Annotated in this window: 17 protein-coding genes and 1 tRNA gene; 12 read left to right on the top strand and 6 right to left on the bottom strand. The window is 60.5% G+C overall.

Annotation, left to right across the window (positions count from 1 at the left end; all coding sequences use genetic code 11):
• Positions 1-102: 102 nt before the first annotated feature.
• Positions 103-1,710 (bottom strand): alpha-glucoside-specific PTS transporter subunit IIBC, encoded by a 1,608-nt coding sequence (locus AAAX72_RS07080; RefSeq protein WP_349129736.1) that lies wholly within the window; start codon positions 1,708-1,710, stop codon positions 103-105.
• Between the two features lie 357 nt (positions 1,711-2,067).
• Here AAAX72_RS07080 and AAAX72_RS07075 point away from each other — a divergent pair, with 357 nt between their 5' ends.
• Positions 2,068-3,093 carry a zinc-dependent alcohol dehydrogenase family protein gene (locus tag AAAX72_RS07075; protein ID WP_342995730.1) on the top strand — a complete coding sequence of 342 codons (1,026 nt, stop codon included), beginning with the start codon at positions 2,068-2,070 and terminating at the stop codon, positions 3,091-3,093.
• Positions 3,094-3,158: 65 nt separating this feature from the next.
• Positions 3,159-3,914, top strand: a complete 756-nt coding sequence (locus tag AAAX72_RS07070) for a GntR family transcriptional regulator (protein ID WP_117876759.1) — start codon at positions 3,159-3,161, stop codon at positions 3,912-3,914.
• A gap of 131 nt (positions 3,915-4,045) precedes the next feature.
• Here the strand turns inward: AAAX72_RS07070 and AAAX72_RS07065 are convergent, their stop codons facing one another.
• From AAAX72_RS07065 to AAAX72_RS07050, 4 genes are all read right to left on the bottom strand, one after another.
• Complete coding sequence (locus AAAX72_RS07065; RefSeq protein ID WP_349129735.1) at positions 4,046-5,299, bottom strand: 4Fe-4S binding protein; 1,254 nt, start codon at positions 5,297-5,299, stop codon at positions 4,046-4,048.
• 151 nt (positions 5,300-5,450) lie between these two features.
• Positions 5,451-5,957, bottom strand: coding sequence for an iron-containing alcohol dehydrogenase (locus tag AAAX72_RS07060; protein ID WP_349129733.1), 507 nt, complete (start codon positions 5,955-5,957; stop codon positions 5,451-5,453).
• Positions 5,958-6,070: 113 nt separating this feature from the next.
• Entirely contained in the window at positions 6,071-7,171 is a 1,101-nt protein-coding gene (locus tag AAAX72_RS07055) for a glycerol dehydrogenase (protein ID WP_349129732.1), read from the bottom strand.
• Between the two features lie 78 nt (positions 7,172-7,249).
• On the bottom strand, positions 7,250-8,473 hold the full coding sequence (locus tag AAAX72_RS07050; protein ID WP_006234677.1) for an iron-containing alcohol dehydrogenase: 1,224 nt from the start codon (positions 8,471-8,473) through the stop codon (positions 7,250-7,252).
• A gap of 500 nt (positions 8,474-8,973) precedes the next feature.
• On the opposite strand from AAAX72_RS07050, the gene AAAX72_RS07045 reads away from it, so the two are divergent.
• The 4 genes from AAAX72_RS07045 (at position 8,974) to AAAX72_RS07030 (ending at position 13,490) form a co-directional block, all read left to right on the top strand.
• A complete protein-coding gene (locus AAAX72_RS07045) occupies positions 8,974-10,050 on the top strand; it encodes a hypothetical protein (RefSeq protein WP_349129731.1) in 1,077 nt (358 codons plus the stop codon).
• The gene (locus AAAX72_RS07040) at positions 10,050-11,093 is read left to right on the top strand and encodes a hypothetical protein (protein ID WP_195404638.1); all 1,044 of its coding nucleotides are present in this window, start codon (positions 10,050-10,052) and stop codon (positions 11,091-11,093) included. The genes AAAX72_RS07045 and AAAX72_RS07040 overlap by 1 nt, the downstream gene beginning before the upstream one ends.
• Before the next feature lie 45 nt (positions 11,094-11,138).
• Entirely contained in the window at positions 11,139-13,313 is a 2,175-nt protein-coding gene (locus AAAX72_RS07035; protein ID WP_349129730.1) for a MurT ligase domain-containing protein, read from the top strand.
• A gap of 100 nt (positions 13,314-13,413) precedes the next feature.
• Positions 13,414-13,490: transfer RNA gene (locus AAAX72_RS07030), tRNA-Glu, on the top strand.
• Positions 13,491-14,125: 635 nt separating this feature from the next.
• Here AAAX72_RS07030 and AAAX72_RS07025 read toward each other — a convergent pair.
• Positions 14,126-16,213, bottom strand: coding sequence for a glutamine synthetase III (locus tag AAAX72_RS07025; RefSeq protein ID WP_349129729.1), 2,088 nt, complete (start codon positions 16,211-16,213; stop codon positions 14,126-14,128).
• A 426-nt stretch (positions 16,214-16,639) separates the two neighbouring features.
• Between AAAX72_RS07025 and AAAX72_RS07020 the strand changes: the two genes are divergently transcribed.
• From AAAX72_RS07020 to AAAX72_RS06995, 6 genes are all read left to right on the top strand, one after another.
• Positions 16,640-17,512: a methylenetetrahydrofolate reductase gene (locus AAAX72_RS07020; RefSeq protein ID WP_349129727.1), complete on the top strand. Its 873-nt coding sequence runs from the start codon at positions 16,640-16,642 to the stop codon at positions 17,510-17,512.
• Complete coding sequence (locus AAAX72_RS07015; protein ID WP_349129725.1) at positions 17,512-18,300, top strand: hypothetical protein; 789 nt, start codon at positions 17,512-17,514, stop codon at positions 18,298-18,300. Before AAAX72_RS07020 ends, AAAX72_RS07015 begins: the two co-directional genes overlap by 1 nt.
• 9 nt (positions 18,301-18,309) lie before the next feature.
• Positions 18,310-20,868 (top strand): homocysteine S-methyltransferase family protein, encoded by a 2,559-nt coding sequence (locus AAAX72_RS07010; protein WP_349129723.1) that lies wholly within the window; start codon positions 18,310-18,312, stop codon positions 20,866-20,868.
• Positions 20,869-20,976: 108 nt separating this feature from the next.
• The gene (locus tag AAAX72_RS07005; protein ID WP_035136908.1) at positions 20,977-22,341 is read left to right on the top strand and encodes a PFL family protein; all 1,365 of its coding nucleotides are present in this window, start codon (positions 20,977-20,979) and stop codon (positions 22,339-22,341) included.
• 256 nt (positions 22,342-22,597) lie between these two features.
• Complete coding sequence (locus AAAX72_RS07000) at positions 22,598-23,545, top strand: methyltransferase domain-containing protein (protein WP_349129722.1); 948 nt, start codon at positions 22,598-22,600, stop codon at positions 23,543-23,545.
• A 158-nt stretch (positions 23,546-23,703) separates the two neighbouring features.
• A complete protein-coding gene (locus AAAX72_RS06995) occupies positions 23,704-24,003 on the top strand; it encodes a YhbY family RNA-binding protein (protein WP_006234690.1) in 300 nt (99 codons plus the stop codon).
• The last annotated feature ends 62 nt before the right edge of the window (positions 24,004-24,065 follow it).

The following is a 24,065-nucleotide window of genomic DNA, read 5'->3' as shown; positions in this document are numbered from 1 at the left end:
ACGGTTTGGAATTGTTACCTAGAAGTGGAGTTTTTTATCTCTAGAATCGGCCTTGCGGTGCATACCGGCTCTGCAAGGCCGATTGTTTCGATGGACGATGGTTTACAGAAGACTCTCGAACTTCAGAAGACTCTCGAACTTTTCGCGAACCTGCGGGACGGTAAGGCCGATGATGACCTGGATTGACTGGCCTTGGACCACCAAGCCATGCGTACCGATCGCCTTGAAGGAAGCCTCGGGTGCAACGACGCTCTTGTCCTTGACGTTAACGCGCAGACGGGTAGCGCAGTTAGTTACATCGATGATGTTATCCGTGCCACCGAGCAGATCGAGGATGTTCTCGGCAAGCACCAAGCGCTCGTCATCTTTACTCTGGGCGACCGATTTGCCAGCAGCACCGCCCTGCTTTTGCTTGTAGTCGGCCTTGGACTTGAGCTCGACCTCAACATCGTCATCCTCGCGACCGGGAGTCTTAAAGTCGAACTTGACGATCAGGAAACGGAAGACCACGACCCAAAGAGCGGTAAAGCACAGACCGACAAGGATGGAGATGGCGTACTGCAGACCGTGTGCGGCCCAAAGGGGCAGCCAGTCCCAAGAGAGCATCGAGATGATGCCGCCGTCGAAGATGCCCACGACGCCAAGGAGGTTTTGAGCCATGCAGCCGAGCGCTCCGAGCACGCAGTGGACGACGAACAGGCCGGGCGCGATGAACAGGAAGGTGAAGTCAAGCGGCTCGGTGATACCGCAAAGCATAGCGGTAAGGGTGACCGGGATCAGCAGAGCCTTGACGCGCTGCTTGCGCTCGGGTTTGGCGGTCATATAAAACGCAATGGCGACGCCAAGCGAGCCGAAGACCTTAGTCCAACCAGGGCAGGTATAGGCAGCCCAGGGTGCGGCATCCTTAAGAGCAATGCTCGGATCGGCAGCCAGTTGGGGCAGGATGTTGGCCCAAGCAGCAAAGATGCCGCCGTTGACCGCCGCGTTGTCGTAATAGAACGGCGTATAGATAAAGTGGTGCAGGCCTGTAGGGATCAGCACGCGCTCGAAGAAAGCAAAGACACCCACGCCAAACGTACCGGCGGAAAGGATGAATCCCTGGAAGGCAGAGATAGCAGCCTGAACATGCGGCCACACCAGGCAGGCGATAAGAGCGACCGGAACCATAACGAAGAAACCGATCATATAGATGAACACGGAACCCGAGAACACGCCCAACCACTCGGGGAGCTCGGTGTCGAAGAACTTATTATGCAGCATCGTGGCGATACCAGAAATGATAAGCGCGCCCATGATGCCCATATCAAGCGTTTTGATGCTTGCGATAGTGGCAAGACCAGTACCGCTGCCCGCCTCGACAGAGTAGTCGACCCCAAAGACAGGGCCCCACTGCCCCAAGATTGTGCTTACAAAGTAGTTGAAGGTAAGGTAGATGGCCAAAGCCTCCATGCAGCAGCGAGCGTTCTGCTTGTTCGCGAGCGAGATTGGCAACGCTACGCAAAACAGCAACGGCATCTGGTTAAAGAGCGTCCAACCACCCTGGAGCAGCACATTCCAGCAATCAAACCAAAGATGACCCGCTGTGGCCATCTCGCCAAAGATCGCCTCGGTGGTAAACAACGTACCCAGGCCGACGACGATTCCGGAAAATGCGAAAAGAATTGCAGGCGTGTACATTGCACCGCCGAAACGTTGTATCTTTTGCATCATGACGGGGAATCCCCCTCTCTTCATTCGGAGCGGCTGCGGTTTTGGCTTCACTCGAGACCGCAGACGCGCCGTTTGCGTGTACCTCGTGCAATAGGACGGGTGGGCCCGCTTCCCTGACTTCTTGCGCTTCCATTTTTATCATATCACTTATCTAGACAAGTTAGTATAAATACTATGGTCGGTAAACGGTTGATTATTTGCCGTAAACGGTATATGTCCAGTATTTCGCCTGCTAAATCTGACATAGCTGATGGCTGCATTATAAATTTCTTTTCTACTTGTCTAGATGTGCTTGTCTATATCTATAGACATACCTATACTTCATTACAACATTCACCGCCACGTTAAGGAGTCACCATGAAAAGCGCGGTCTTCTATGGAAAGCACGACCTCAGAGTCGAGGAATCGGCAAAGCCGGCCGTGGGCAAGCGCGACGTTCTGATCAACGTCAAAGCTTGCGGCGTCTGCGGTACCGACGTTCATATCTATGAAGGCGACAAGGGTGCAGCCGACGTTACCCCGCCCACGATCCTTGGTCATGAGTTTGCGGGCGTTGTCGAGGCCGTGGGCAGCGACGTCGCTGGCTTTAAACCGGGCGATCGCGTGTGCATCGACCCAAACCATCCCTGCGGCTGCTGCGAACCCTGCCGCGACGGAATCAACCACTACTGCGAGCATATGACCGGTTACGGCACCACCGTTAACGGCGGCTTTGCCGAGTACTGCTCCGTCGATATGCAGCAAGTCTACAAGTTGGGCGATCACACCAGCTTTGAGCAGGGTGCTATGACCGAGCCCGTCGCCTGCTGCTTGCACGGCATCGATATGTGCAACATCAAGCCCGGCAGCACAGTTGTCGTTATCGGCGGTGGCATGATCGGTCTGCTCATGATGCAGCTTGCTAAAAACGCCGGCGCCACCAAGGTTGTCTTGCTCGAGCCCGTCGAAGGCAAGCGCGAGGTTGCGCTCAAACTCGGCGCCGACCTGGCAATTGATTCCATCCACGAGGACGTCCCGGCCCGCCTGAAGCAGGAGGGCGTCGGCAACGTCGATGTCGTTATCGAGTGTGTTGGCAAGCCCGTCACCATCGAGCAGGCCATCCAGATCGCCGGCCACAAGGCTACGGTCATGATGTTCGGCCTCACCAAGCCCGATGAGACAATCACCGTCAAGCCCTTCGAGGTCTTCCAGAAGGAGCTTGTACTTACCTCGTCCTACATCAACCCTTATACGCAGCGCCGCGCGCTCGAGCTCATCGACTCTGGCAGGCTCGACGTATCCTCGATGGTCGCCAAGGTGGCTTCCCTCGACGAACTCGGCGCCATCCTGTCAGACCCAGCTCTGCGTGCCATGGGTAAATATATAATCGACCCCAGCAAGTAAATCGATCGACACCGGCGCGGGCAGCCCTCATCCGTTGCTCGCGCACCCAGCTCTAGGAGACCGTCATGGCGCGAGCCATCTTCCAAACTATTTATGACAACGTGAAGCAGTCGATTGACGACGGCACATACGCCTATCAGAGTTATCTGCCTTCGGAGACTGAGCTCACGCAGCTGTTTGACTGTTCGCGCATGACGGTCCGTCGCGCCATCTCGATGCTTGCGGCAGATGGTTACGTGCTCCCCCAGCAAGGCAAAGGCATGCGCGTCATTCGCAACATCAGTGACGAGAAGAGTCGTGGTGGCGGCGGACTCGAGACCTTTAAGGAAATCGCGGTCAACCGAGGCTTTGAGCTCAAGACTGTCACCACCGTCTTTGAGCTCCTCATCTGTAGCAAGGCGCTCTCCAAGATTACCGGGTTTCCCGAAGGCTGTGAGCTCACACGCGCCAAACGCATCCGTTATGCAGACGGACAAGCCGTGTGCTCCGACGACTCCTATTACCTAAGCTCACAAGTACCGGGGCTGACACCCGAGATTGTCAACGACTCGATTTATCGTTACCTCGAAGAAGATCTTGGCATTAAGATTGCCACGGGCAAACGCGATGTAACGATTGAGCACCCCACGCCCGAGGATACGCGCGTGCTCGATCTCGACGACTTTAACGCACTCGCCGTTATACGCGGGCAGACCTACAACGCCGACGGCATCCTTATGGAATACACCGAGACCAAACAGGTCCCCGGGTTCTTTTTGCTCCATGAAACCGTGACGCGCAACGGTACCGGTCGAACCGGCCACCAAAGCAGCATGAACTAACCATTTATTAGTTGCGGTGGAATAGTTCCTAGAATGGCCAGCTTAAGGGCAAAACGGGAACTATTCCACCGCAACTTTTTTGGCCGGTGGGGCAGTACCTGTCCCACCGGCCATCATTTACGCTCTTTTAGCTAGTCCGCAAGCTTCTCCACCTGATCGAGCATCTTGTCGAGCTTGGCCTTTGCTTCGGCCTTGACCTTCTCAGCTTCTTCGTGAGCCTTCGCCTTCTGGGCGGCCTTTTCCTCGGCTTCGGGATCGACGACGACCAGATTGGACGCGTCGTGCTCAACAAGCTTGAGCGCATGCTCGGGGCACACCTTGACGCAGGCTCCGCAACCTAGGCAATACGTGGACTCCAACGCAAAGCGGCCGCTTCCCACCAGATCACAGGCAAACGTGGGGCACACGTTGACGCACTCGCCGCACGACGTGCACTTGTCAAAATCGCACTCCGGCGTGCTCACCTGCATGTTCTGGGCAAGCTCGGGGTGGTTTTGCAGCGTCGAGAGCACCAGCTGCCGCCCGTGCGTGAGCGAACGGCGACGCTTAGTCGTCGTGGTGCCGCACATGGTGTTGAGCGTGCGCTCCAGCTGGGTAATCTGATGGCGATGGGCCTTGAGCTTTTGCGTCACCGAGGCCAGCGCCGCCGTCGCCGGGTTGAGCTTGGTCACCGTCAGGCCCGTGGTGCGGGCAATCCTTTCCATGTACTCCTTGCGCTCGTACTCGCGGCGCTTATGGCACTTGAGGCTCTTGGGGTCGACCTCTAGGCCCATACCCGTGCCAGACCACTCTTCGGCCTTCGCAATCGCCTCGCCAAGAATGTCCTCACCGCCGGTGTTGCGGCATTTATCGCACACGCCCAACGGCAGGTACACACTCACGTTGGGATAGTCGGCCAGTACCGAGAACCAGGTCTCTGCCGTAATATCGCCCACGCAGGCAACGACGACCTCGTTTTCACGCGGCATGCGTTTGAGGGCACGCGTGCAGGTGACGTAGGCGGTCTCGTGGCTCGTAGCAGCAGAGACGATATCGTCATACAGGTTTTTAGGCGCCAGGCGCGGCGAGATGATCGCCTCGGTCGGGCAGGCAGCGGCGCACAGACCGCACTTGCGGCAGGAGTCGAGGATCTCGATGGCGTCTTCCTCGACCTCAATAGCGTTGACCGGGCACACGTCCATGCACGCGGTGCAGCCGCTCTTTTCGTTTTTGCAGGTCAGGCACGGAATGGTGTTGCCGCGCGGACGCTCCTTGTAGTCAGCAGGATTCCACTGCGGCGCCGACGGATCGAGTGCATCGGTCACGCCGCCAAGCGGGTTTTTAAGAAAGTCGAAACCCTTGCTGATCTCGATAATGTCATCAAACAGATCGTGTTCCTGCGCCATGCGCGGCCCCTCCCTGAGCAGTGCAAACAAGCAAGAGATAATGATACGCTATCGGCCCACGCCTCGGGCAAATTACACGCAGAGCATCTTTGCGGCAAATAGCCCATGGCCTATCGCCGCCTCGATTGCACAAGGTCAATCAAGTGCCAAGCTATGCCTCGCACATGAGCTGCACGAGTTTTTGTTTGGTCACCTTGGCCTGCTCGTTGGCCATATTGCGCTCGTTTCTAAAGACCGCATTTGCAACACCCTGCAGATCGGCATCGGAAATCTCGCTGCACGGACCGTCCATCGAAGCCGCCGTGGGGCATACGCACAACGGCAACTCGGCATAAAACGCAACGGCCTTGGCGATATCGAGCATCTTGCCGCCGCCAATACCCACTACCATGTCGCAATACTCGGCCTGGGCTTCCTTAGCCATTTCGACAACGGCCTCTTCCGTACACGGACCGTCATAAATCTTAAAGAACGGCTCGCTTAGATCTTCGTCCAGAAATCCATCGACGATCTGCTTGCACAGCCGATCCTCGGTGCCCTGGTCAAACAAGACATAGGCAGCGCAGCCCAACCATGACAAATACTTGCCTTGACGCGACAGTTCGCCCGGCCCCTGAACATACCGGCCGGGACCGCCATAAACCATGGGAAGCGCCATACGAGAATCCGCCCTTCATCAAACAACGATTGGTGCAAAGTAACCTTGCCCCTTTGCACCATAGCAAAAAGGGGCAAAGCCATCTGCTGGCTTTGCCCCTTCCTTAGCTTGATTTACTCATCCATGAGATAGTAGTGGCCCAGTGCGTCTGCACCCAGAATGGCGTTTGCGACCATCTCGGGCGTCACCTCAAACGGCATGTTGCACATGGTGTCCTCGGGCGCGCACGCGGCCTCGGCAACAATCATGGCCTTCTCGCGCGTAAGCTCGGCAACGCCAAGTTCCTTCATCGTGACCGGCAGACCCAGCTCAATGCAGAAGCCCAAGACTTCCTCGAGCTTCTCGGTCGGGGCATCCTCGAGTACCAGCTGGACGATGGTGCCGAAGGCGACCTTCTCGCCGTGATACATGCTGTGGCACTCGGGCAGCATCGTCAAGCCGTTATGGATGGCATGGGCCGCAGCGAGACCCGAGCTCTCAAAGCCAATGCCCGAAAGCAGCGTATTGGCCTCGGTGATATGCTCGACGGCAGGCGTGAGCGCACCCTTCTCCAGCGCGACCTTGGCCTTGACGCCATCGGCCATGAGCGTCTCATAGCAGAGCTTGGCGAGCGCCAGGCCGGCCATTCCGCCCTTACCGCCGGCGCAAGTGCCGCCGTCGGCATCGTGCGTCGCCTGAGCCTCGAAATAGGTTGCGAGCGCATCGCCCATACCGGAAACCGTCAGGCGCACCGGGCTCGCCGCGATAACCGTCGTATCCATCAGGACAATGTTGGGGTTTGCCTTAAGGAAGAGGTACTTGTCGAACTGGCCGTCATCGGTGTAAAGCACCGAAAGTGCCGAGCACGGTGCATCGGTCGAGGCAATGGTGGGGCAAATGATAACCGGGGACTCCAGGTAATAGGCGACGGCCTTCGCGGTGTCGAGGATCTTGCCGCCACCGACGCCGACGATGATGTCGCAACCGTTGTCGCGAGCGAGCGCAACCAGGCGATCGACCTCGCCCTTGGAGCACTCGCCGTTAAAGTCCTCAAACAGCAGCTCGGCCTTGGCCTCGGCAAAGCCGCCCTCGATCTTGGCACCGACGCGCTTCTTGCCCGAAGGCGTCACGATGACGAGGGCCTTAGCGCCGAGCGGCTCGACATAGGAGCCGAGCTTGGCGAGCTCGTCCGGACCCTGGATGTACTTGCTGGGGCTATTGAAAATTGCAGCCATAACTATCCCATTCTCTAAAAAAGAAAGGGGCTCCGTACGGATACGTGCGGAGCCCCTCGTTACGATAACAAGAGTCGATTAGAAATCGATGTCGGTGTCGTAGTAGCAGGCCTTGAGGATCTTCTCGAAGTCGGCAGCCTTGGTCTCACGCGGGTTCTCGGGCGTGCAGGCGTCCTGCTCGGCGTTCGCGGCGATCTCGGGCAGCTTGGCGAGGAACTCCTCCTCGGAAACCATCTGCGGGTTCTCGGCGTCGACCTTCACGCCACCATTCGCGTAATCCTTGATGGACTGCGGAATGTTGAGCTGGTCGTTGAGGTCGCGGATCTTCTGGACGAGCGCAGCGATGAGCTCCTCGTTGGTCTCGCCGGGAAGGTGCAGGATCTCCTTGGCCACGTAAGCGTAACGCTCGGCAGCACGGGGATCCTTGGAGTTCCACTGGATGACCTTGCCCAGGTACATGGCGTTAGCGGCACCGTGGATGATGTGGCCGTTCTCGAAGGCAGCACCGGTCTTGTGAGCCATGGAGTGAACGATGCCGAGCAGGCCCGAGGAGAAGGCGATACCGGCGATGCACTGAGCCTCGTGCATGTGCTGACGGGCCTCATGGTCGCCAGCATAGGACTTGGGCAGCCACTCGACGATCTCGCGGATGCCGTGCAGAGCGTTGGCGTCGGTGAACATAGAGGCGCAGGTGGAAACGTAGGCCTCCATGCAGTGGGTCAGAGCATCCATGCCGGTGTGAGCGCACAGCTTGGCGGGCATGGTGTAGGTGAGCTCGGGGTCGACGATGGCGACATCAGGGGTGATGTTGAAGTCGGCCAGCGGGTACTTGATGCCCTTGGCGTAGTCGGTAATGACGGAGAACGCGGTGACCTCGGTAGCGGTGCCGGAGGTAGAGGAGATGGCGCAGAAATGAGCCTTCTGACGCAGCTCAGGGAAGCTGAACGGCTGGATGATGTTGTCGAAGGACTCCTCGGGATACTCGTAGAAGACCCACATGGCCTTAGCGGCATCGATGGGCGAGCCGCCACCGATGGCGATAATCCAGTCGGGCTCGAACTCGCGCATGGCCTCGGCGCCCTTCATGACCGTCTCGATGGACGGGTCGGACTCGACGCCCTCGAACAGCTTGACCTCGAAGCCGCCTTCCTTAAGGTCGTTCTCGACGTCCTGCAGGAACCCGCCGCGGCGCATAGAGCTGCCGCCAGAAACGATGATGGCCTTCTTGCCCTTGAGGTTCTTCACCTCGTGGCGAGCGCCCTCACCAAAGTACAGATCGCGAGGATTGGTAAAACGTCCCATACTGTGCCTCCTAAACAAGCCCCTCTTAGACTTGCGTATATAACGGAGCACCCAATTGGCTCCGTTAGGACCGGTTTGCGCGTTGCCGGCGATGACAATGCGCGATGTCTAAACGTCTCAACGCTCAGACAAACACTATTTTACCGTTCTGGTTGGTCAGTTATTCACCTAAAGCCAACAATGATGAAACGTTTTTTCTATCCCTGAAGACCCTTGTGCGGCATCCATACTCCCAAGCTGGGCAAACGTTTTATCAAGGTTGACCACATATCCCGGGCAGGACTGTGCCCCTCCAAAATGCGCCCCGTTCGCCGCCAAAAATCGACCGTTTGCGGCACCGTGATACCACTCAGTCGTCCAAGGTGCCGACATTTGTGCGACATCCGTCTTCGTGGTGCAAAGGTGCACGTCCAAGTGCGGCACCCCCGGTGTGCCACATGCGGGTAAACTAGAACCTTATATAGAGACATTTGAACCCTAACCGCAGCAAAGGAGGCCCCATGGCATTCGATCCCATTCAAGAGGATTGCCATCGCCTCGTTCTTGAGGCCTTGCGCCGCGACAATATCCCGCTCACCGACGCTGCCGCCGTAGAGCGTCTGATGGAACAATTCACCCGCAACCCCGCACCACTCATCGTGCACGACCGTGACCGCGCCGGGCACCTCATTGCCAAGGTGGTCGAAGCCGTCGACTACCGCATTCCCTTTATCCCTGACGATGCCCAGGCAGAGCAGGAAGAGGCAGCTGCCGAGAACATGCTCCGCGAGGCAGCCGCGCTCGACCCCACAAACTGGGATGCCCAGCGCATGCTGACGGCCCTCACCGCAGAATCCAACGAGGAATACGTACAGTACCTGGTGTCCAAGTGCGATGAAGTCGAGCATGACCTGGCGCTCAAGATCGCCTCGGCTCAGGACCCCTACGAGCGCGAGGCCGCAGGCGACCTTATGCGCCGCCCCTATCTGCGCTGGCTTGCCGCCTTGGCATCGCGCGCCCTCATTAGCGGCCGCTATCGCATGTCGCTCGAAGCCGCAAATCGCAGCTTGGACTTTGCGCCCAACGACCCCGCTGGTGTCCGCCACACCGCGATGCTCGCCATGGCAAAGCTCGAATACCCCGCCGAGGAGCTCAAGCGCTTTCGCTCTGCCCACTCCGTGCCGTACCTCGCGAATACCCCGCTGCGCCGCCGCCCCAAAGATGCGGAGCGCGACTTGGACCCGTGGACGCTCATCGCACTGATGAGCGCAGCCTGGCGCGAGCTGGACTACGAGGGCGCCGAGCACTACCTGCGTATCCTTGCACGCTCGTGTCCGCACGCGGCCGAGGCGCTCTACTTCCAAACCGAGTTTCCCGATGGCGTCTATGCCCGCGTCAACGTGGGTGCGGGCTCCACCGACGAGCTTGTCCTTGCGCTATCCGAGGCGACGCCGGTACTGCAGGAGGGCCTGGGCGCCCCCGACAACGCCAGCTTTGCCGCCTGGGTCGCCACCAACGATATCGTGCGTTCCCAAATCGATGAGCGCATACTGCGGGCGGCCGAGCAGGGTTTGCCGTTTAAGGGAGGAGACCTCTAATGGATCCGAGCGTCTACATCCCCGCCTACCTGGAGCGCGCCTACGTTGCGTCGCACCCCGAGCTCACCGATGCAGCACGCGAGCTTGTCCATAACGACATTAGCGCGAATCCCCAAAAGTACGCGCAGTCCGAGCATGCCCAGGCGCTGCTGTCCTATGCCGGTGTTCATCGCCACCTGCTCGACGAGCTCCATCGCATCGAGGACATGGGCAGCGACGAGGAATTCGAGCAGACGCGCAATCGTCTGTTCGACGACATGCGCGATGAGCTGCTCAAGATTGTCCGCGTCGATGCGTATGTCCTCGATGCCCAGCTGCTCGCCATCATCCTGGCTGACACGCCCGTTGACGCCTGCCTGGGCGACCTGATGAAGCTCGAGGCGACCACAACCGATTACCTGCAGCAAAGCGTGCCCGGGTTCGACATGGAAGCCCCGCACTACTGGGCCAATAAGGTTTTGACGGACGGTGTGACGGCGGCAGAGCTCACCGTGAGCGAGCCGGCTCTTATCGGGTGGCTTCACACACTCGAGGCCATCTCGCAGCTGTGCATGGCGAGCGCTCGCTACCGTGCTGCCGCCAACTACGCCCGCCGTGTTCTTAAGGCGGAAGGCTACCCCACCCGAGCCGCAGGCACCGTGTTGCTCGCCCTCGCTCGCCTGGAAGACCAGGACGGCTTTTTTGCCCTGGCCCACCAGCTCGAGGAAGAGATCGGGGCTGACGCGCTCGAGAACTCTCCTTGGTATCTGCTCGCCCGCACGATTCTGCTGTTCAAAACAAACAAGATGCGCCCGGCGACACGCGCGCTGCGTGAGTTTGCCAACCGTTGCGAGGGCGGTGCGTTCTTCTTACTGAACCCCATGTACCAGACACCGTACCTTCCCTGCCGGCCCGAGCCACACGATCCCTGGGATCTTTCGCACCAGGCCGTTTGGGAAGCGGACGGTATTATCTCGGACACTCCCGACTTTGCCCCCTGGGCCAATGCCTGCGAAGACGTGTCGCAGCTTGCCCAGGAATTTGCGCGCCGCTACGGTTTTTAGTGACGCACTCGACCCGACCATGTCGTTTACGTTAGGAACGGTTTCATGAACCTCCGCTCATCTCTTGCCTGCACCTCGAGCGATATCGCTCGCTGGGGGCTGCGCTCCGTCCTCAAGCGCCAGGGTGGCGTGCTTCCCGGCCGCATCGCCATGAAGATCGACCCCGAGTTGCTGAGCGACCTCGCTGCCCTTGTCGACCGCAGCGTGGTGATCACCGGCACCAACGGCAAGACCACCACCTCCAACCTCATCGCCGACGCCGTTGCCGCCAGCGGCGCCACCGTGGTATGCAACCGCGCCGGCAACAACATGGAGCCGGGCGTGGTGGGCGCACTGCTCGAGGCGCGCAGCGGCCTCAAGCGAGCCGGTGGCAAGCGCGTGGGCGTTTTTGAGTGCGATGAGCTTTACACCGTACGCGTTCTGCCCAAGCTCAAGCCGACGTACTTCGTGCTGCTCAACCTGTTCCGCGACCAGCTAGATCGCTATGGCGAGATCGATCACACCCAGGAGGTCATCGCCCATGCGTTGGAGCTTTCGCCGGCAACAACGCTCATCTACAACGCAGACGACCCGCTGTGTGCCGCGATCGCCGCACGCGTTCCCAATGCAAGCATCGCCTTTGGCATCGACGGCGCCACCAACACCGAGTCCGACCGTATTAGCGACTCGCGCTTTTGCTCACAGTGCAACGCGCCGCTGGAGTATGACTACGTGCAATACGGCCAGCTTGGCGCATACCATTGCCCCTCGTGCGGTTGGGCACGCCCCGCACTGGTCCGCCGTGTGACGGGCGTGAAGCTCGGCTGCGACGGCTACGGCTTCGACCTGGTCTTTGGATCTGCGCCCGACGCGGCTGCCGTACACATCGCCACACGCTACAACGGTCTGTACATGGTCTATAACGTTGCCGCCGCATTCTTTGCCGCACATGAGTTAGGCGTGGATACGGCGCACCTGCAGCCCACGCTCGATGCCTACGTCCCCGCCGGCGGACGCATGGGCCGCTGGGATATCGCCGGCCGCACCGTCGAGGCCAACCTGGCCAAGAATCCCGTAGGCTTCGATCGACAGATCCAGTCCATTAAGACGGCGGGCGGCAGACTCTGCGCCTTCTTCCTGAACGACAACGACGCCGACGGCCACGATGTATCGTGGATCTACGACGTCGACTTCGAGCGCATCGCCGACACACCGGGTCTTGTCGCCTTTGCCGGAGGCACGCGTGCGCACGACATGCAGGTACGCCTCAAGTACGCCGGCATCGATGCCGCGATTATCTCGGACGTCGCGCAGGCAATTGGCGCCGTGGCAGACGAGGCCGCCGATGACACCTTTTACGCCGTCGCCAACTACACGGCCTTCCCGCCGCTGGTCAAAGAACTCGATGGGCTGAAGGGTGCCGATGCAGCCACGGTTGCTGCCCGCGCTGCAACGTGTGCCGATGGCAGTGCCGTCCCCGTCGGCATCGCGCCAGTCGAGCTTTCGCGCCCGCTGCGCATCGTATACCTGTATCCCGATGCCCTTAACCTCTACGGCGACGGCGGCAACGTCATCGCCCTCGAGCGCCGCTGCGCCTGGCGTGGCATTCCCGTGCGCGTGGACGAGGTCCGTATGGGCGAATCACTCGATCTCACCGATGCCGATATCGTCATGATGGGTGGTGGCTCCGACCGCGACCAGCTAGCCGTGGCACACGAGCTGCTCGCTCAAAAAGACAAGGTCGCATCCTATGTTGAGGATGGCGGTTCGCTGCTCGCCATCTGCGGCAGCTATCAGCTGCTCGGCCGTTCGTACTATATGGGTGAGAATCGCATTGAGGGTCTGGGGGTCATTGCCGCCGAAACCGTACGCGGCTCCGACCGCCTGATCGGCAACGTAGCCGTCAAAACCGACCTGGCACCCGAGCCCTTTGTGGGATTCGAGAACCATGGCGGCCGCACGCTTTTGGACGCCGATGCCACGCCGCTCGGAACGTCCGTCGTCACGGGCACCGGCAACAACGGCGATGATGGTCTTGAGGGCCTCATCTACAAGGGCGTCATCGGCACGTACCTGCACGGACCGGCACTGCCCAAGAACCCCGAACTCGCCGACTGGCTCATTACCCACGCCCTCGAGCGCCGTGGCGACGCGCAGGCCACGGCCCTGCTGCCGCTCAAAACCCTCGACGACACCTACGAGCACGCCGCCCACGACGCCGCCATGAAGCTCCTCCCCTAGCACCTCACAACCACAAAGGGGACAGGCACCTTTGTGGTGGTTTTTCAGTTTGCCAACGATATGTGAACGGCTAAAAAAGTCTGCTATACTCTTTCCCGCTGTCCCCATCGTCTAGCGGCCAAGGACGCCACCCTTTCAAGGTGGATATCGCGGGTTCGAATCCCGCTGGGGGCACCATTTGAATTGAAGAGCCCGTTACCCTCGCGGTAGCGGGCTTTTTGCTACCCATGCGCCGGGATTCGAACCCGACAGGGTGCGGAGCTGAGGAAACGCGAAGCGTTTTCCAGCGCAGCACGCAAGGAGCGAAGCGACGCGGCGAAAGCGGGCGGCGTCAGCCGCACGCGGACATCCCGCTGGGGGCACCATTTAAATCGAGAAGCCCGTTGCCCTCGCGGCGACGGGCTTTTTTCTTCCCCAACGCCGGGATTCGAACCCCGAGGGCATTAAATCACACTGTCGTCCAAGGGCCTGTGGGCAAAAAATAGCAAATATGAGTACTGTTACCAATTTAGTAACAGCGATTTCATGCCATCAGAAGGCGATTTAGACGCCAGGGGTCCTACGGCGGAAGAATTGCAGGCGTTTATCAGCTATGTACTTGGACATATGTTGCGTAACAACCCATATTTTGTAAATAGATAATGCTACAGGACTTGTGACAGTACTCATATTTGGCATTTTTTGCCCACGACCCCTTATTGCATGGGCGAATCAGTTGTAAAACGGGCTTCAAAGCGTCCTTCGCAAACAAAAACCGGGGCCCGCACGATGCGGACCCCGGCTCAATGCCGTGACGATATGTCAGTTACGCTCTACACGTAGAACAGGATGTCGTCGTAGGTCGGGACCGGCCAGTAGTCGGCTGCCACGATCTCTTCCATGGCGTCCACGGCGGCGCGCAGCGTATCCATAGCGGGAACGACCTCGTGTGCATACACATTGGCCTGCTCCTGACCATCGAGGGCTTCGGCCTTCTGATGCACGGCGTCGAGCGCCTTGATGGAGTCGTTGATGGTGGTGATACCGTTGCAGAGCTTGTTGAGCGTGTTCTGCTCGCACTGCATGGCGGCCTCGGCGCCGGCGGCACGAATAGTCTCAAGGCCCTTAGCGACCTTGGTGGCATAGGCGGTAATGACCGGACGATAGGTACGACGCGCCTCGCGAACCATCGTGGTGGCCTCGATGTTCATGAGCTTGTTGTACTTCTCGAGCTTGCAGTCGTAGCGGCACTGAGCCTCGGCCTTGGTCAGGACACCCGTCTCCTCAAAGAGCGCGATAGCCTTATCGGAAACAAAGGCGGGCAGGGCATCGGCCGTGGTCTTGTTGTTGGCAAGGCCGCGCTTCTCGGCCTCAACGGGCCACTCGTCGGAGTAGCCATCACCGGAAAACAGGATGCGCTGGTGGTCGGTCAGGACCTTCTTGCAGTACTCGAGCGCGGCGTCCTGGAACTCATCCTCGGGCGTACCCTCAAGCGCGTCGGCGAAGGACTTGAGCGACTTGGCCACGGCGGCATCGAGCACCAGGTTGGAGTCGGAGACGTTCTGCTCGGAGCCGCAGGCACGGAACTCGAACTTGTTGCCGGTGAAGGCGAACGGGGAGGTGCGGTTGCGGTCGGTGTTGTCCTGCATCAGCTTGGGCAGGGTATCGGCGCCCAGGTCGAGCACGCCGCGCGTGGCATGGACGGAAGCCTTGCCATCGATGATCTTCTCGACGACCTCGGTAAGCTGGTCGCCCAGGAAGATGGACATAATCGCCGGAGGAGCCTCGTTGGCGCCCAGACGATGGTCGTTGCCGGCCGAGGCAACAGAGGCACGCAGGAGCTCCTGATAGTTATCGACGGCCTCGATCACCGCGGTGAGGAAGACGATGAACTGCAGGTTGTCGAGCGGGGTGTCGCCCGGATCGAGCAGGTTCTCGGACTCGGTGCCAAGCGACCAGTTGTTGTGCTTGCCCGAACCATTGATGCCCTCAAAGGGCTTCTCGTGCAGCAGGCAGACCAAGTCGTGGCGGGAGGCGATGAGCTTCATCTTCTCCATCATGACCAGGTTCTGGTCGATGGCCTCGTTGACCTCGCCGTAGACGGGGGCGAGCTCATGCTGGCAGGGTGCGACCTCGTTGTGCTTGGTCTTGGCGGGAATGCCAAGCGCCCACAGTTCATCGTCCAGGTCCTTCATATAGGCCGAGACGGTGGGGCGGATAGCGCCAAAGTAGTGCTCCTCGAGCTCCTGGCCCTTGCATGGAGCAGCACCAAAGAGGGTGCGGCCGGTAATGACCAGGTCCTTGCGCTTGCGGTAGGCGTCCTTCTTGATCAGGAAGTACTCCTGCTCGTCGCCCACGGAAGGAACGACCTTCTTGGGCGTCTTGCCAAACAGCGCCAAAACGCGCTTGGACTCACGCGAGAGCGCGGTCATGGAGCGCAGCAGCGGGGTCTTCTTGTCCAGGGCCTCGCCCGTGTAGGAGCAGAAAGCCGTGGGGATGCACAGGACATCGTCCTTGATAAAGGCGGGGCTGGTGGGATCCCAGGCGGTGTAGCCACGGGCCTCGAAGGTGGCGCGCAGGCCGCCGTTGGGGAAGCTCGAGGCATCGGGCTCGCCCTGGATGAGGTTCTTGCCCGTAAACTTGGTAATGGCGGTGCCGTCGTGGTTGGGCTCCAAGAAGCTGTCGTGCTTCTCGGAAGTAATGCCCGAAAGCGGCTGGAACCAATGCGCGTAGTGCGTCGCGCCCTTGGAGATGGCCCAGACCTTCATGGCGTGGGCAACGGCGTTGGCCACGTCCAGGTCGAGCGGCTCGCCGCCCTCGAGGGTTGCAGCAAGGCGCTTCCAAATGTCCTTGGGGAGGTAGTCCTTCATGACTTCCTCAGAGAACACCATGGTCCCGAAGCGGTCAGTAAGATCGGCCATACGGAACTCCCTTCGTATCGGCACCGCGTGAGAAGCGGTGTTGATTACTAACGAACGAGTCATAGCTTAGACTCGCCGTGTTTCCGCGACATTACCGTTATGTTGCTGTCGCGAAACCAATCAATGAGGTTACCCTATCGAGGCGGCGTTGCCACCCTCAACAGCCAATCAACTGTATAAATAGCAGACCTCTCCCCATGGTTTAAGGGTAGCCAATTTGGGATGGAGCTCTATTAACTGGTATTTTGCATCAGATACCAGTCTTTATAGTCCGTGCCTAGATTAGCCGCTCTGTTATAGAGAAAGCCGATAGCAAGGCATCTTTGATTGGTATCCTCAAATAGCGAGTGAAACTCCACCGTGGCACAGTGGTGCTGTAGAATCCTTACAACACATCACACTATTACGTATCTAGAGGAGCACGATATGCGCGTCGACGAGGTTTTTAAGCAGGCAGCATCCCAGGGCACCGCGCCCATTTCGTTTGAGATGTTCCCGCCCAAGGGCGAGCTGACCCTCGACACGGCTCGCGAAGTGGCAGGCAATCTGTGCAAGCTTTCGCCGAGCTTTGTCTCGGTCACCTGCTCGGCCGGCGGCTCGGGCAACGGTGCCGCCACCGCCCCCATCGCGCATATGATTACGAGCGAATTCGACACGCCCTCGGTGGCACACCTTACCTGCGTGGGCCGCTCGCACGCCGATATCGCCGCCAAGATCGACGAGTATCGCACCGCCGGCGTGGAAAACATCCTGGCCCTGCGTGGCGATCTCCCTGCCGGCGCAACCGAGGACGACAAGCCCGCCTCCGACTACGCCTACGCCCGCGACCTCATCCCCGAGCTCGTCGACGCCGGCTTTTGCGTGGGCGCCGCAGCCTACCCCGAGGGCCACATTGCCTGTGAGGATCTCAACCTCTCGGTCGAACACCTCAAGCAAAAACAGGACGCTGGCGCGAGCTTCTTTGTGACGCAGCTCTTCTTTGATAACGAGTGCTTCTACCGTTTTCGCGAGCTTGCCGACAAGGCCGACATCACCGTGCCCATTACCGCGGGCATCATGCCGTTTATGGGCAAGTCACAGATCAGCCGCATGGTCTTTATGTGCGGCGCGTCGCTGCCCTCCCCCGTCATCAAGATTCTCGCCAAGTACGAGAATGACCCCGAGAGCCTGCAGGCAGCCGGTGTAGATTATGCAGCCCGCCAGCTTTGCGACCTCAAGGAGCACGGCGCCGACGGCCTGCACCTGTACACTATGAACCGTCCTGCGATCGCCGCGACCATTATGGAGCGCCTGGGGTAATGGAAAAACCGCACATCGATACAACCGCTGTCGAAGTGCCGGCCGACCTTGCGTCGCCGGCGCTTTACCGTGTCGATGCTGCGCACCATCCCCGTGTCGACCGCGCCGAGATGCTGCGGTATCTGGGTTACGGCGGCCAGCAGATTGAGCCCGAACTGTCACGACGTATTGAGCTTGTCGTTGAACGTCTGGAACTGGACATTGAGCCCCGTGGCGTGCGCCGCGTATTTGCCATCGATGCCACGGGCGTGGACGAACAAAGTGAGCCTTGCATTCGCTTGGTCGGCACCAACGTTGAGCTGCGCGGTCGCGATATCTATCGACATCTCAAAGACGCCCGCTTTGCCGCGCTCATGGCATGCACCCTCGGCATGGACGCCGAGCGTCGCCTGCGCACCACGGGAGCCCAACATCCCCTGGAGGGCGCCGTGCTCGACGCCGCGTGCTCCGCTTACGTGGAAGCCGCCGTTGAGCAAATGGACCAGCAGGTCAAGACGGACGCCGCCGTTCATGGGCTCGCCGGCAACTGGCGCTTTAGTCCCGGCTACGGCGACTGCCCGCTCTCGGCCCAGCGCTCGATCGTCAATGCGCTCAACGCCACGCGGCTCATCGGGCTTACCGTCACGCCCACCAGCCTGCTTATGCCCACCAAAAGCGTGACCGCGGTGATCGGTCTGTTTGACGGCGAGGTCCACGACGCCCAGAGCCGCCCCACCTGCAATATCTGCCGCATGCGCGAACACTGCCGCTTCCGCGCCGCCCACACCACCTGCTATTCCAGCCATTAGGAGCCCTCGATGTTTACTCCGCTTATCACTCATGATTCTGACGGCACTGCATTGGCGGCGCCCGTTGATGCCGCACGTCGCAACGGTGCCACGTACAAGACGCGCACGATCGACGATCTGCGCATTAAGGACGATCGCCTGCGCGCCGCCATCGAGGGCACGGGGCACCTGCTGTTTGACGGCGGCATGGGCACTATGCTGCAGGCCGCCGGCATGAAGGCCGGCGCCCTGCCCGAACTGCTCAACTTTGAGGAGCCCCAGGTCATCACCGATATCCAGCGTCAGTACGTCGAGGCCGGCTGTGACGTAATCACCGCCAACACCTTTGGCGCCAACGCCCACAAGCTCGACGGTGCCGCCACCGTGGCAGACGTCTTTGCCGCGGCCGTCGCCTGCGCCCGCGAGGCCGGCGCCCGCTACGTCGCCGGCGACATCGGCCCCATCGGCGCCCTGCTGCGCCCCCTGGGCACCCTCAGCTTTGACGAGGCCTACGACCTCTTTGCCGAGGAAGTGCGCGCCGGCGTCGCCGCGGGTGTGGACCTCTTTATTATCGAGACCATGACCGACCTGGCCGAGATCAAGGCGGCCGTCCTCGCCTGCCGCGAAAACTCCGACCTGCCCGTCTTTGCCACCATGACCTTCGAGGAAGACGGTCGCACCTTCCTGGGAACGAGTCCCGAGGTGGCCGCCATCACGCTCGACGCTATCGGCACCGACGTTTTGGGCATCAACTGCAGCCAGGGACCGGCCGAGCTACGAGGACTCGCCGCACGTATGCTCACCGTTACCGACAAGCCCGTTATGGTGCAGGCCAACGCAGGACTGCCCCACGTGGACGACGACGGCAACACCGTCTTTGATATCCAGGCCCCCGAATACGCCGAGGCCGTCGCCGGCATGATCGCCGACGGCGTGAGCGTCGTGGGCGGCTGCTGCGGCACCACGCCGGCGCACATGGCGGCCTTGCGCACGCTTATCGACAACCACACGCCCAGCCCGCGCCGCCGCAAGCCCAGCATGTCGGTCACGAGCGCCCAAACGGTCGTGGACCTTCCCTGCGACGGCCACAAGATCGCCGTCATCGGCGAGCGCATCAACCCCACCGGCAAAAAGCGCCTGCAGCAGGCCCTGCGCGACGGCGACCTGGACTACGTTGTGAGCCAGGGCATCAGCCAGCAGGAGCAGGGCGCCGACATCCTGGACGTCAACGTCGGCCTGCCCGAGATCGACGAGGTCAAGATTATCCAACAGGCGACCGAACAGCTCCAGGGCTCCACGCTGCTGCCGCTGCAGATCGACTCCACCGACCCCGCAGCCGTCGAGGCCGCCGTGCGCCGCTACGCCGGCAAGCCCATCATCAACTCGGTCAATGGCAAGCAGCAGATCATGGATGAGATCTTTCCGCTGGTCGCCCACTACGGCACCAACGTTGTCGGACTTACGCTCGACGAAGGCGGCATCCCCGATACCGCCGAGGCCCGCTTTGCCATCGCCGAGCGCATCGTGGCCGAGGCTGCCCGCTACGGCATCGGACCGGACCGCATCCTCATCGACTGCCTGGTCATGACCGCCTCGACCAATCAACGCCAGGCCGAGCAGATCCTGCGCGCCATGTCTCTGTGCAAGGAGCGTCTGGACGTCAAATGCGCGCTCGGCGTGTCGAACATCAGCTTTGGCCTGCCTGCCCGCCCGCTGCTGGGCTCGGTCTTTTTGGCTGCCGCTTTTGGCGCGGGCCTGGACGCCCCCATCATGAACCCGGGCTCCAAGCGCTTTATGGATACCGTCTACAGTTATCGCGTCCTGAGCGTTGAGGACGAGGGCTCGACCGGATACATCGAGCGCTATGCCGGTTGGACCGATCCGTACAAGATCGCCGCCAACCCGGCAGCGGCTCAGGCCGCATCGAGTGATGCCGCGCCTGCCGCGGGCACCGCCGGCACCGACGGCAACGACGACCCGATTCGTCGCATGGTCGTCTCGGGCCGCAAAGGCGAGATCGCTGCCGAGACCGAGCGTCTGCTGGCAGACCACGACGCCATGGACCTCATCAACAATCACTTTATCCCCGCCCTCGACGAGGTTGGCGTCCTCTTTGACCAGGGCAAGTTCTTCTTGCCGCAGCTCATGGCCTCGGCCGAGGCCGCACGCGTGGGCTTCGACACCATCAAACGCCTGATGCCCGCCGGCGAGATTGCCGACAAGGGCAAGATCTGCGTGGCCACCGTCAAGGGCGACATCCACGATATTGGCAAGAACATCGTCAAAATGCTGCTCGACAACTACGGCTACACCGTCTTTGACCTGGGCCGCGATGTCGATCCGCAGGAGGTACTCAAGACCGTCAAGGAGCGCGATATCAAACTCGTCGGCCTCTCGGCGCTTATGACTACCACCGTCGTGGCCATGGAGGAGACCATCAAGCTGCTTCATGCCGAGGTTCCGGGCGTCAAGATCATCGTAGGCGGTGCCGTGCTCACCCCCGAATACGCCAAGCAGATCGGCGCGGACTACTACGCCAAGGATGCCGCCGAGAGCGCGCGCATCGCCGAAGAGGTCTTTGGGCAGTAACACAACGGAAACAACCGAGCACCAAAACGTGCCGCATGCGCCACTTGGCACGTGCGGCACGTTAAAATAGAAAGAACTATGCTCGTTTTGGCAGATAGGAGCGCAAGGATGGCGATCACGCCCGCAGAAATCGCGGAAACCCGCGGCATGGTTGAGGAGCAGAACCTCGACATCAGGACCATCACCATGGGTGTTTCGCTCATGGGTTGCGGTGACGAGAACCTCGACCGCATGTGCACGAAGATCTACGACCACGTGACGCACACGGCTGAGCATCTGGTCGAGACCGCCGAGAACCTCGAGCGCGAGTACGGTATCCCCATCGTCAACAAGCGCGTTTCCGTCACCCCGGTGGCGCAGATCGCCGCGTGCTGCAAGGATGAGGACCTCACCCCCATCGCGCATGCCCTCGACCGCGCGGCCGAGACGCTCGGCATCGATTACCTGGGCGGCTTCTCCGCGCTCGTCCAGAAGGGCATTGGCGACGCCGACCGCCGCGTCATCCAGTCCATCCCGCAGGCGCTCGCCACCACGAGCCGCGTCTGCTCCAGCGTCAACGTCGCCAGTCTGCGTGCCGGCATCAACATGGACGCCGTACTCATGGCTGCGCAGACCATCATCGACGCCGCCAAGCTCACGGCCGACCAGGACTCCGTCGGCGCTTCCAAGTTTGTCTGCTTTGCCAATATGGTCGAGGACTCCCCGTTTATGGCGGGCGCCGTCCACGGCGGTGGCGAGGCCGACGCCGTCATCAACGTAGGCGTCTCGGGCCCCGGCGTTATGGCCGCAGCCCTGGAGACGCTGCCCGATTCCGCATCGATGATGGAAGTCGCCGAGAAGATCAAGCAGACCGCCTTTAAGATCACCCGTGCCGGCGAGCTCATGAGCCGCGAGGCCGCCCATCGCCTGGGTGTCGAGAAGGGCATTGTCGACCTGTCGCTGGCTCCCACGCCCGCCATCGGCGACTCCGTTGCCCGCATCCTCGAGATCATCGGCGTGGGCACCTGCGGTGGCCCCGGCACGACCTGCGCGCTCGCCATGCTCAACGATGCCGTCAAGAAGGGCGGCGTCATGGCCAGCTCCAGCGTGGGCGGTCTCTCGGGCGCCTTTATCCCCGTGTCCGAGGATGCCGGCATGATCGCCGCCGTCGAAGCCGGCGCGCTTTCGCTCGAGAAGCTCGAGGCCATGACCTGCGTGTGCTCCGTTGGCCTGGACATGATCGCCATCCCCGGCGACACCCCGGTCGAGACCATCGCCGGCATCATCGCCGACGAGATGGCCATCGGCGTCATCAACAACAAGACCACGGCCGTCCGCGTGATTCCCGCCATCGGCAAGGGCGTGGGCGACTGCGTCGAGTACGGCGGCCTGTTCGGCCGTGCGCCCATCATGCCGGTGAACCCCAACGCCGGCACCGTGCTTGCCCACCGCGGTGGACGCTTCCCGGCGCCGCTGAACTCGCTGAAGAACTAGCTGAGGGGGACTGGCGAGGAGCCCCGGGGAGGGCAAATATATAAGGTCGCCTGCTCGGACAGTCCTGACTCGCACGGAGAGCACATTAAGTGCTCTCCGGCTCGTGCGGAACTCGCGATCGACCTTATATATTTGCCCTCCCCGGGGCTCCCGCACAACGGGACCTCGGTTGGGTTCTATCCCTTTGGCAGTCGCTTCGCTCCTGCCCGCCTTGGTTGTGAGGGCGGTTTGGCGTTGGATCGGTTCTATCTGATATATGCTGGTTGCGGCTCTTCTTTTGGGAGGAGTCGCTTTTTTGTTGCTAGGAGGTTGGCCCGTGGTTGATGGGGATGCTCGCGCTGAGCTGCTTTCTGCGGATTGGAATGGCGAATGGATGCGTCTGCAGACCGCTCGGCATCGGGCTGATGGTTCTTTTGAGTGGGATAAAAGGGCTCGGCATTTTCGGCCGCTTGAGACTGCTCCGTATGCCCGGGATTTTATAAAGCTGTTGGCGTTAAAGCCTGGTGAATCGGTGCTGGATATGGGGTGCGGGGCTGGGTCGATTGCTATTCCGCTTGCGCAAGACGGGCATCCCGTGATTGCCGCTGATTTCTCCCCCGCCATGCTGGGCACGCTTGATGCCGGCATTGAGTACTACGGGCTCGAGGATCGCATTACGCCGCTTGAGCTTGCTTGGGATGATGATTGGGATTTGGTTGGACCGGTCGCGAAGGCGGTGGATGTTGCCTTTGCCAGTCGGTCGGTTACGACGACCAATCTAAAAGGTGCGCTTGCCAAGCTTGATCGTACGGCTCGTCGGCGTTGTGCTGTCACGATGGTCGCCAACTCCAGCCCGCGCTATGATCTGCACCTTATGAACGCCATCGGTGCCTCGGTTACCTGCAGCAATGGCTTTGTGTATGCTTTTAATATCCTCATTCAGATGGGTGCCCTGCCGCAGGTTACGTACTTTGAATCGCCTCGTCGCGATACCTTCGATAACCTTGAAGCGGGCGTAGCGGATTTTTCCCGTATGCTCGAGCGTGGCAACGAGGATAAGATCGACCGCCTGCGTGACTACATCGCCCAACACATGATTGAGAACCCCCATGCCGGTGAGCCGGGCTCCAAGGGCGTGCCGCAGGGGCGCTATATGCTCGATCATGTCCGCAAGGTTCGTTGGGCGTTTATTGCATGGGAGCCGGTCTCTGCGCCCAGCTCATAGCCTGTTTGCAGCCCGCACCGCCCACTCACTCGGCATCCGCATTCTTTTTGAACTGGGCAAATGCGCTCCACACCGCGCCGTTCCTGCGCTATCGTGGGACAGCTCACGTAGATTAAGGCCCCGTCGCGGGGCGCCCCATACATAGAAAGCGAGAACCCATGGCACTGACAGGAGCCCAGGTCAAGCAGCTTCGCAGCATGGCCCATCACCTCAACCCCGCCATCATCATCGGCAAGTCCGATGTCAACGAGGGCACCGTCGAGCAAACGGTCGCCTACCTGGAGAAGCACGAGCTTGTTAAGTGCTCCGTGCTCGATGGCTCCAGTCTTTCCGCCCGCGAGGCCGCCGAAGAGCTCGCTGAGCGTTGCCACGCCGAGGTCGTCCAGGTCATCGGCCGCAAGTTCTCGCTGTATCGCGAGTCCTCGCGCAAGGACATCGAGAAGATCAAGCTCGTCTAAGAGCCAATGATCCGGCGAGCCAACACATAGCAAGCTTACGGGTGCCCAAGTACTTCGGGCGC

The organism is Collinsella sp. CLA-ER-H8, assembly GCF_040092335.1.
GTDB lineage: Bacteria > Actinomycetota > Coriobacteriia > Coriobacteriales > Coriobacteriaceae > Collinsella.
The sequence above is the reverse complement of the archived record's forward strand: the minus strand, read 5'-3'. Positions and strand labels throughout refer to the sequence as shown.